Annotated in this window: 7 protein-coding genes; 1 reads left to right on the forward strand and 6 read right to left on the reverse strand. The window is 71.6% G+C overall.

What is annotated here, in order from left to right; genetic code table 11:
• The coding region (locus tag CLM62_RS09225) for a maltotransferase domain-containing protein (RefSeq protein WP_143658983.1) at positions 1-760 on the reverse strand (760 nt) is incomplete at its 3' end.
• A 243-nt stretch (positions 761-1,003) separates the two neighbouring features.
• Positions 1,004-2,203, reverse strand: a complete 1,200-nt coding sequence (locus CLM62_RS09230; protein ID WP_095749365.1) for a S8 family peptidase — start codon at positions 2,201-2,203, stop codon at positions 1,004-1,006.
• 363 nt (positions 2,204-2,566) lie between these two features.
• Here CLM62_RS09230 and CLM62_RS09235 point away from each other — a divergent pair, with 363 nt between their 5' ends.
• On the forward strand, positions 2,567-5,185 hold the full coding sequence (locus CLM62_RS09235; RefSeq protein ID WP_095749366.1) for a glycosyltransferase family 1 protein: 2,619 nt from the start codon (positions 2,567-2,569) through the stop codon (positions 5,183-5,185).
• A gap of 210 nt (positions 5,186-5,395) precedes the next feature.
• Here the strand turns inward: CLM62_RS09235 and CLM62_RS09240 are convergent, their stop codons facing one another.
• The 4 genes from CLM62_RS09240 to CLM62_RS09255 all read right to left on the reverse strand — a co-directional run.
• On the reverse strand, positions 5,396-5,905 hold the full coding sequence (locus tag CLM62_RS09240) for a DUF1990 family protein (protein WP_095749367.1): 510 nt from the start codon (positions 5,903-5,905) through the stop codon (positions 5,396-5,398).
• 101 nt (positions 5,906-6,006) lie between these two features.
• On the reverse strand, positions 6,007-8,106 hold the full coding sequence (locus tag CLM62_RS09245; RefSeq protein ID WP_257003758.1) for a M4 family metallopeptidase: 2,100 nt from the start codon (positions 8,104-8,106) through the stop codon (positions 6,007-6,009).
• Between the two features lie 302 nt (positions 8,107-8,408).
• A complete protein-coding gene (locus CLM62_RS09250) occupies positions 8,409-10,160 on the reverse strand; it encodes an ABC transporter ATP-binding protein (protein WP_095749368.1) in 1,752 nt (583 codons plus the stop codon).
• The coding region (locus tag CLM62_RS09255; RefSeq protein ID WP_143658985.1) for an ABC transporter ATP-binding protein at positions 10,157-10,724 on the reverse strand (568 nt) is incomplete at its 5' end. The genes CLM62_RS09250 and CLM62_RS09255, both read right to left, overlap by 4 nt.

The raw sequence follows: 10,724 nt of genomic DNA on the forward strand, positions 1-10,724 counted from the left end.
AGGTGCCGTGGGGGCGTTCGGGGGTGCCTTCGGAGCGGGGGAAGAACTCGTACCAGGAGCCGTACAGGGCGCGTTCGCGTTCCACCAGCAGCGGCAGGGTCTGCGAGGCGGTGACCATCTCCCGCAGCGGATGCCGGGCCAGCACCGCGTCCACCTCCGGCGTCAACGCGGCAGCCAACCGCGCGGCGGCGGGCCGGGTCTCGTCCCGGAGGGCGTCGACGGCGACCAGGAGCACGTCACGTTCGTTCTTGGGGATGTCAGCGGCCGCCCGCTCGTACAGCCGTGCGCCCTCCTCCAGGACCAGTTCCGTGTCCATCCCCGCCGGGATCTTGATCTGCGCGTGATGCCGCCAGGTGGTGACCGGGTCGCCCCACGCCTGAACGGTGTAGGTCCAGCGGCCCGGTTCGCCGGCGGTGACGGTGGCGCCCCACCGGTCGGTGCCGGGGGCGAGTTCCCGCATCGGCGTCCAGGGCCCGGGCCGGCCCTCGGGATCCTTCAGTACGACATTGGCGGCGACGGCGTCGTGACCCTCGCGGAACACGGTGGCCGAGATCTCGAAGGTCTCGCCGGTCACCGCCTTGGCGGGCCTGCGTCCGTGCTGGACGACCGGGCGGACGTCGAGTACGGGTATGCGCCCGACGGCCGTGGCCGCGCCCGCGAAGGGTGGCTCCAGGGCCGGCGGTCCGGCGTCGACCGGGCGCACAGTGGGTGCTTCGGTGGGGGATGTCGGAGGTGCTGACGAGTGGTGCGTGGCGGGCATGACCGCTCCTGTCCGCGTCAACGTTGGGTGGGCGGATGGCTGTGGGGAGGTGGGTCCTGCGTGGTGTCCCTGGGGACTCTAATGCGGGCTGTACCGGAGGAGCCTTCCCACCCTATTCGGGTGGGCAATCCGGCACTTTGTTAACTACTCACGCGTATGTCTACACACAAGACCGGCCCCGTTCGGGCCGAACGGGGCCGGTGCCGGTACTTTGACCGGTCTGTGAGCGGTGGTTGGCCGCTGTCAGCGCGGAACTTGTAGAAGTTTGTTCGGTGAGCCGAGTCCCCGCCCGGAGACCTTTCCGGACACGGCCTGCGCCACAAGTGCCGAGCCGACCTGTGCCGGTGTGGCCTTGCGGTGGTCGGCGAGATAGAGCGCGGCCGCCCCCGCCGCGTGCGGCGACGCCATCGACGTACCGGAGAAGGTCGCCCGGCCGGTGTCGCTCGTGTGGGACGCGGACGTGATCGCCACGCCCGGGGCGAACAGGTCGAGGGCCGCACCGAAGTTGGAGAAGCCCGGTTTCGCGTCCTTCGTGTCGGTCGCGCCCACCGTGATCGCCTGCCGCACACCGGCGGGGGAGTACAGGGCGGCCGGCAGCCCGTCGTTGCCCGCGGCGACCGTGTATGTCACGCCGGACGCGATGGAGTTGCGTACGGCGGCGTCGAGCTGGGCGTTGTAGTAGCCGCCCAGGCTGAGGTTGGCGACCGCGGGTTTCTTGGCGTGCTTGGTCACCCAGTCGATGCCGGCGATGACCTGGGCGGTGGTGCCCGCGCCGGCGTTGTCGAGGACGCGTACGGCGACGACCTTGGCCTTCTTGGCGACGCCGTACTTCGTGCCGGCGACGGTACCGGCGACATGCGTGCCGTGCCCGTTGCCGTCGTTCGCGGTCCTGTCGTTGCCGACGAAGTCCCAGCCGCTACTAGCCCGGCCGCCGAAGTCCTTGTGCGTGGTCCGGATGCCGGTGTCGATCACGTACACCGTCACGCCGGTGCCCCCGGACTCCGGCCAGGTGTAGCTCTTGTTCAGCGGCAGGTTCCGCTGGTCGATACGGTCCAGGCCCCAGGACGGCGGGTTCTTCTGGGTGTGGTCGAGGGCGACGCGGGTGTCCTGGACGACCGAGGCGACCCGGGAGTCGGCCGCGAGACGCCTGGCCTGTCTCTCGTTCGCCTGCAGGGCGTAGCCGTTGAGGACCGTGCCGTAGGTGTGGCTGATTTTCGCCCCGTACTTCTCGGCGAGGTCCTTTCCGGCCGCCGACGGGGCCTTGGTTCCTCCCTTGAGTGTCACCAGGTAACTTCCGCTGACGGAGCCGGGTTCTCCGGCGCCGAGTATCCGCCCCTCCGGTGCGGCGTGCGCGGGCAGGGTGATGGCCGAAAGGGCCGCGGCACAGAACACCGCGGTCAGCCCACCCGCCCAGCGCAGACGCCGTGTTCGCGTCCGTGCCATGGCTGTGTACCCCCTCCTCAACTCGGCGCACAGCGGCCGGGGTTGGCCGTGAGTACGGCTGCTCGGGCCGGTACGCCACTTGCAGCCTCTCGTGCGGGGTGAAGTACCACAAGAACGCCTGCGGGGGCGGAACCGGCCAAATCGGCGAAGGTGAGCGGGAGGGTTGCGGTGATCTTGGGAAGGTTGCGGCGATTTTCGGAACAACTTGGCCATGCGCTCCCCGACGACTCGAGTTCATGACAGTCCGAACGATCGTGACACCGGGCGCTCCCCCACCGACCCCGCAGTAACCATTACCGTCGACAGTGACGATGGGACGCCCACCGCCGTGCGTCCCCTTCCACACGTCTGACGAGGTGGCAAGTGAAGGCGATCCGTCGATTCACCGTCCGACCCGTCCTGCCGGAACCCCTGCAGCCACTCAGCGACCTCGCGCGCAACCTGCGCTGGTCCTGGCACGCGGAGACCCGCGACCTCTTCCAGTCCGTCGACCCCGAGCGCTGGGCAGTCTCCGGCGGCGACCCCGTACGGCTCCTCGGCAGCGTCCGCCCGGCACGACTCACCGAACTCGCCGAGGACCGGCCCTTCCTGCGCCGCCTCTCCGCGGTCGCCGACGACCTCCACGACTACGTCACCGGCGACCGCTGGTACCAGACCCAGACCGCCGAACTCCCCGCCGCCGTCGCCTACTTCTCGCCCGAGTTCGGCATCACGGCCGCCCTGCCCCAGTACTCCGGCGGCCTCGGCATCCTCGCCGGCGACCACCTCAAGGCGGCCAGCGACCTCGGCGTACCCCTCATCGGCGTCGGGCTGCTCTACCGGCACGGCTACTTCCGCCAGTCCCTGTCCCGCGACGGCTGGCAGCAGGAGCACTATCCGGTGCTCGACCCCAACGAACTTCCCGTCGCTCAGCTGAAGGAGGCCGACGGCACCCCCGCCCAGGTCTCCCTCGCCCTGCCCGGCGGCAGGCAGCTGCACGCCCGGATCTGGCTGGCCCAGGTCGGCCGCGTCCCCCTGCTGATGCTGGACTCGGACGTCGAGGAGAACGACCTCGGCGAACGCGGGGTGACCGACCGGCTCTACGGCGGCGGCAGCGAGCACCGCCTCCTCCAGGAGATGCTGCTCGGCATAGGAGGAGTCAGGGCCGTACGGACGTACTGCCGCCTCACCGGCCACCCCGAGCCGGAGGTCTTCCACACCAACGAGGGCCACGCGGGCTTCCTCGGCCTGGAGCGGATCGCCGAACTCCACGCGGAGGGCCTGGACTTCGACTCCGCGCTCGAAGCGGTCCGGGCCGGAACCGTCTTCACCACCCACACCCCCGTCCCGGCCGGCATCGACCGCTTCGACCGCGAACTGGTCGCCCGCCACTTCGGCCCCGAGGCCGAGCTCCCGCGCATCGACGTCGAACGCATCCTGCACCTGGGCATGGAGACGTACCCCGGCGGCGAACCCAACCTCTTCAACATGGCTGTGATGGGCCTGCGCCTCGCCCAGCGCGCCAACGGCGTCTCGCTCCTGCACGGCCGGGTGAGCCGGGAGATGTTCTCGGGTCTGTGGCCGGGATTCGACCCCGACGAGGTACCGATCACCTCCGTCACGAACGGCGTCCACGCTCCGACCTGGGTCGCCCCCGAGGTCTTCCGGCTCGGCGCCCGGCAGATCGGCGCCCAGCGCACCGAGGACGCCATGACCGTCGGCGGCTCGGACCGCTGGGACGCGGTCGCGGATATCCCCGACCAGGACATCTGGGAGCTGCGCCGCAACCTGCGCGAGCAGCTGGTGACGGAGGTACGGGAGCGGCTGCGCGCGTCCTGGCGGCAGCGCGGCGCGGGGACGGCCGAGCTGGGCTGGATCGACGGCGTGCTCGACCCCGACGTCCTCACCATCGGGTTCGCGCGCCGAGTCCCGTCGTACAAGCGCCTCACCCTCATGCTCCGCGACCGCGACCGCCTGATGGACCTCCTCCTCCACCCGGAACACCCGATCCAGATCGTCGTCGCGGGCAAGGCGCACCCGGCGGACGACGGCGGCAAACGCCTGGTCCAGGAGCTGGTCCGCTTCGCCGACGACCCACGCGTCCGCCACCGCGTCGTCTTCCTCCCCGACTACGGCATGGCGATGGCGCAGAAGCTCTACCCGGGCTGCGACATCTGGCTGAACAACCCCCTGCGCCCCCTGGAGGCCTGCGGCACGTCCGGCATGAAGGCGGCGTTGAACGGCTGCCTCAACCTCTCGGTCCTGGACGGCTGGTGGGACGAGTGGTTCCAGCCGGACTTCGGCTGGTCGATCCCCACGGCGGACGGTGCCGGCACGGACGCCGACCGCCGGGACGACATAGAGGCCGCGGCGCTCTACGACCTCCTCGAACAGCGCGTGACCCCGCGCTTCTACGAACGCGGCCAGCACGGCCTCCCGGACCGCTGGATCGAAATGGTCCGCCAGACCCTCACCCTGCTCGGCCCGAAGGTCCTGGCGGGCCGCATGGTCCGCGAGTACGTGGAGCGCCTCTACGCCCCGGCGGCCCACGCCCACCGCACGATGGACCCGGACTCCGCCCGCGAACTGGCGGAGTGGAAGTCCCGCCTGCGCTCGTCCTGGCACGGCGTCACGGTCGACCACGTCGAGACGACCGCGGCTACGGCCACGGCGGAACTGGGCACGACGCTGGGCGTCCGAGTCCGCGTCGGTCTCGGCGACCTCGGCCCGGACGACGTCGAGGTCCAGGCGGTCTCGGGCCGCGTGGACGAGGAGGACCACATCACCGACGCGTCGACGGTCCCCCTGAAACCGGCGGGCGGCCCGGACGCGGACGGCCGGTGGGCGTACGAGGGCCCGCTGTCCCTGGACCGCACGGGGCCGTACGGCTACACGGTCCGGATCCTTCCCGCGCACCGGCTGCTGGCGTCCGGTGCGGAGCTGGGGCTCGTGGTGGTGCCCTCGGGGGATGTGGTGGAGGGGGCGGGGGTTTTGATGCGGTGACCGCCCATCCCCCCATTGGGCCCCATTGGGCAAAGGGAAAGGCAAGGAGGGTACCCACTCCTTGCCACTCTCAACGTATAGACGGCCACGTGGCATGGGTCGGTGAAGATCAGCGGGAACTGCTCAGCCGGCTGCCGAAGTGGTTCGGCGCCGCCGCTGGCTGAGCGCGCGGTTGCGGCCCGAAAGGGCGGGGGCTTCGCTCGGCACCTCTCAGTCCTCGCCCAACCCGGCACACAGCCGCCGCAACACCACCCCGCACCGCCGCGCGTACGCATGCTGCAACCCCCGCGTCGCCGGCCCGCCCGCCCGCGCGTACCACTTCGCCCCCCGGCTGAAGGCGTTCACCGTCAGCCACACCGTGCCGTCCCCCGTCCGCTCCACCACGAAGGACTCCTCGCCGCACTCCGGGTGACCGGTCAGCGTGCCGTACGCCCATCCGGCGCGGCGGGGCTCCTCGACCGTCCAGACCACCCGGCAAGGCGCCTTGATCATGCCGGCCAGGGTGACCGTGACGTCGACGTCGGGGGCCGCCCGTTCCGCGGTCGCGTCGATGCCGACGCCCATCGCGCGGTGCATCTCCCAGGTGAGGACCGCCTCGGCGGCTCTGTGGAAGACCTCCTTGCCTTCACCGATGCGGGAGCGGACGTGCAGGGGGTGGAAGCCCGGCGGGCAGAAGCCGCTCTGGCGGGTCGCGCCGACGTCGTCGTAGGTGAAGGACATGGGAGACAAGGGTAGGGCGGCGGCCGGGCAGGCCTTCGCCCCGGGTGCCGCCCCGGCGATTCGCACCACCGGGACGGCACCCTGCCCACGAGACCCGCGGTTTACGGGAAGGTCAGTTTCCAGCTGTTGATGCGGCCGGTGTCCTGGGCCGCGTTGTCCTGGACCCTCAACTGCCAGGTGCCGTTGGCGACTTCGGACGAGGCGTTCACCGTGTACGTGGTGTTGATGTTGTCCGAGCTGCCACCGGTGCCGTACCCCTTCAGCGTGTACGCCGTGCCGTCCGGGGCGATCAGCTGCACCTGGAGGTCGCCGATGTAGGTGTGGACGATGTCGACGGCCACCGCGAGGTTCGACGGCGCGTTGCCTGTCCGCCCGGACACGGTGATCGACGAGGTGACCGCCGCTCCGTTGTCCGGAATCGATACGTCCGCCCCGTTCTCGAAGGAGGTGCCGCCACCGCCCCCGCCGCCACCGTCGGAGCGGGCGCCGACCGCTACGCCGGCCCAGGCGTCCTGTACGGCCTTGTACTCGGCCGACGTGGTGCCGTACAGCTCACCGGTCGCCGCGAGGGTGCCGGTGCGGGCGCCCGCGTAGTTGGTGGTGGACGTGAACTTCGTGGTGAGCGCGCGGAACCAGATCTTCTCCGCCTTGTCCCGGCCGATGCCGGTGACCGCAAGGCCGTCCGCGGTGGGCGAGTTGTAGGTGACACCGTTGATGGTCTTGGTGCCGCTGCCCTCGCTCAGCAGGTAGAAGAAGTGGTTCGCGGGGCCCGAGGAGTAGTGCACGTCGATCGAGCCGATGCCGGAGTACCAGCTGTCCTTGGACGAGCCGTCCTGGCTCGGCCGGTCCATGTACCGCAGCGGCGTGCCGTCGCCGTTGATGTCGATCTCCTCGCCGATGAGGTAGTCACCGACGTCGGAGGCGTTGCCCGCGTAGAACTCGACCGTCGAGCCGAAGATGTCGGACGTGGCCTCGTTCAGACCGCCGGACTCGCCGCTGTAGTTGAGCCCGGCCGTGTTGGAGGTGAGCCCGTGGGTCATCTCGTGCGCGGCCACGTCGATCGATGTCAGCGGGTTGGCGTTGCCCGAGCCGTCGCCGTACGTCATGCAGAAGCAGCTGTCGGACCAGAACGCGTTGACGTAGTTGTTGCCGTAGTGGACGCGTGAGTACGCGCCCACACCGTCGCCGCGGATCCCGGAACGGCCGTGCACGTTCTTGTAGTAGTCCCAGGTCAGCGCGGCGCCGTAGTGCGCGTCGGCGGCGGCCGACTCCAGGTTGGACGGGCTGCCGTTGCCCCAGATGTCGTCGGGGCCGGAGAAGAGCGTGCCGGTGCCGGAGGTGCCGCGGTTGAGGTTGTACGTCTTGTGGGCGCCGCGGGCGCCGTCGGTGAGGTTGAACGTCGACCCGGACTGCGTGGTGCCGAGCGTGACCGTGCCGCTGTACACCGTGTTGCCGGTGCCGGTCTCGATGGCCTCCCACTCGTACAGCTTCTCGCCGGTCGCCGCGTCCGTGACGACGTGCAGCTCCTGCGGGGTGCCGTCGTGCTGGAAGCCGCCGACGACCGTCTCGTACGCCAGCGTCGGTTTGCCGTCGCCCGCCCAGATCACCTTGCGCGGGGCGCGGTTGACGTCGGGGCTCTTGGCGTCCTCCGCCTTCGCGGCGGCGAGCGCCTGCTTCTCGGCCTTGGCGGCGGGCAGGGCGGCCGTGGTGGTGGCCGGCTTGATGGCGGCCCGGGTGGCCTTGACGACGGCCTCGGTGGCGTCGGCCTTCGTGCTCTCGACGACCAGGTCGCCGCCGAGGACGGGCAGGCCGTCGTAGGTGCGCTCGTAGCGCGTGTGAACCGTGCCGTCGCCGTCCTTGAGGACGTCACGGACGACCAGCTTCTCCTTGGCGCCCAGGCCCAGGTCCTTCGCGGTGTCCGCCTTCGCGGCGTTGGCCTCGCGGATCAGTTCGGCGCGCTGGGCGGGGGTGAGCTTGACCGACTCCGAGCCCGGTATGACCTTGCCCGCAGCCGACGGTGCCTTCTCCGGGGCGGCGGTGGCGGCGCCCGACTGGACGGCCGCGGCGATCAGGGCGGAGACGCCGACGAGAGCGACGGCGGCGGCCCGGCGGTGCGCCGGGCGGATGGTGCTGGTGTGGTCATTGCGGGTGTGGTCATTGCGGGTGTGGGAGGTGCGTCTGTGGGAGGAACTTCTCAACACTGACTCCTTCTGCGGGCCGCGGGTCGCGCGGCCGGGGAGACCGGCCGGCGGGTGGGCCGTCCGGGCAGAGCAGGGCGGTGCGCGGAACCACGTGCGGGAGCCGGGACCCTTCGGTCCCAGGCCGCGTCCACAGCGGTGAACAGGTGGGGTTGCTGTGGAGGGGCCGTGGGAAGAGTGGCAGCAGAGCGCGGTTCCTGTCAGGAGCGCGTCAGGAACTTGGCCGGAAATCGTTCGTTGTCCGGGAGTTCATGTCCGCTATACGGACCATTTGCGTGCGGGTGATCGGGGGGGAGAGGGGAGGCTCAAGGGCGGGCGTCCCCGTGCCACGACCCCCACAGCGCCGCATACGCCCCCTGAGCCGCCACCAACTCCTCGTGCGTGCCGAGTTCGGTCAGCCGGCCGTCCTCCATCACCGCCACCCGGTCCGCGTCGTGCGCGGTGTGCAGGCGGTGGGCGATGGCGATGACGGTACGGCCCTCGAGTACGGCGGCCAGGGCGCGCTCGGTGTGCCGGGCGGTCGTCGGATCCAGCAGGGCGGTGGCCTCGTCGAGGATCAGCGTGTGCGGGTCGGCCAGCACGACCCGGGCCAGGGCGAGTTGCTGGGCCTGCGAGCCGTCCGTACGGCAACCGCCCTCGCCCAGCGCCGTGTCGAGGCCCTCGGGCAGCTCCCGCACCCAGGTCTCGGCGCCGACGGCGGCCAGCGCGGCCCACAGCTCCTCGTCGCTCGCGCCGGGTTCGGCGATCAGCAGGTTGTCGCGGAGCGTGCCCAGGAACACATGGTGCTCCTGCGTGACCAGCACCACCTGGCGGCGCAGCTGCTCGGGACCGAGCCCGACGACGGGCACTGAGCCCACCGTCACCGTGCCCGAGGTCGGCGCGTCGACGCCCGCCAGCAGCCTGCTCAGGGTGGTCTTCCCGGCGCCGGAGGGGCCGACGACAGCCAGCCGTTCGCCGGGGCGGACGGTGAGGTCCACGCCGTGCAGGACCTCGCCGCCGCGGCCGTAGGAGTAGTGCACGTCGGTCACGTCGATCCGGTCGCCGTCCGGCGTCGGGGAGTCGGTCACGTCCGCCCTGGGCGCCCGGGCCAGCCCCTCCACCCGGGCGAAGGAGGCGCCGCTGCTCTGCAGTTGCTCGACCCGGACCAGGATCTCGTCCAACGGCGCGCTGAGCTGCTGCAGATACACCGCGGCCGCCACCACCGACCCCAGGCTCACCGCTCCCTGCGCGTGCAGCGCCCCGCCGGCCAGCAGCACCCCGGCCACGGGGAGGACGTACGACACCTCCACGACGGGGAAGAACACGGTGCGCAGGTACAGCGTGTGGAAGCGCCGGCGCCGGGAAACCTCCAGCGCGTCCCGGCTCGCCGCGATCCGCCGCTCGGCCAGCCGGAACGCCTCGACCGTCCGGGCGCCGGACACGGTCGCCGCGAGGATCTCCGCGACCTGGGAGTTGGCCTCCCCCTCGGCGAGGTAGGCGGCGCGGGCCCGGCGCAGATACCAGCGCAGGACGCACCAGATGGGCATCAGGGTGAACACACCGATCGCGCCGAGCAGCGGGTCGATGACGAACACCGCGCCGAGCAGGAACAGCGCCTCCACGATGTTGATCAGGAGCTCGGGACCGGCGTCGCGCAGCGTGGTGCCGACGGTCGTCACGTCGGCGGTGCCGCGTGCGGTCAGGTCGCCCGTACCGGCCCGCTCCACCACCGACGCTGGCAGCTTCAGCGCCCGGTCGACGAACCCCTCGCGCACCCGCGCCAACGTCCGCTCCCCGAACCGGTGCCCCAGGTACCGGGCCCAGCGCGCCAGCAGCAGTTGCGCCCCCGCGCACACCAGGATGCCGAGCGCCAGCCGGTCCACGGCTCCCGCCCCGCCCCCGGCCCGCACCTCGTCGATGATCCGGCCGAGCAGCCACGGCCCGGCGAGCCCCGCTCCGGCGGCTGCCGCGTTCAGGGCGAGTACGGCCACGAAGGCCCGCCGGTCGGCCCGCACCAGCCGTACGGCGGCCCGGCGCACGTCGGTGGGCTCGGCGATGGGGAGGTGTCCCTGACTCATCCCACGACCTCCTCGGCGTCCGTGTCCCGCGCCACCAGAGACCGATAGCCGGGGTCCTCCGCCAGCAGCCGCGCATGGCTGCCGCTCGCCGCCACCTTGCCGTCGACCAGGTGGTACACGATGTCCGCTCGGTCCAGCACGAGCGGTGACGTGGTGGTGAGGACGGTCGTACGGCCCTCGCGCGCTTCCCGCAGCCGGTCCGCGACCGCGGCCTCGGTGTGCGCGTCGAGCGCCGACGTGGGCTCCACGGCCAGCAGCACCTCGGGGTCGGCGAGCAGCGCCCGCGCCAGTCGGACCCGCTGCCGCTGGCCGCCGGAGAGGTTGCGGCCCTGCGCGTCGACCGGCGAGTCGAGCCCGTCCGGCAGACCCTGCACGATGTCGTCCGCCACGGCCGCGTGCACCGCGCGCAGGATCTCCGCCTCGTCGGGCTCCCGGCAGCCGCCGACCAGGGCGCGCAGCGTGCCCGCGAACAGGTCGGCCTCGGGGTCGGCGACCAGGATCCGGGCGCGCAGCAGCGGCAGCGGGATCTCGTCCAGGCGCACCCCGCCCCAGGTGGCCTCGGAG

It is taken from the genome of Streptomyces sp. SA15 (assembly GCF_002291145.1).
Taxonomy (GTDB): Bacteria; Actinomycetota; Actinomycetes; order Streptomycetales; family Streptomycetaceae; genus Streptomyces.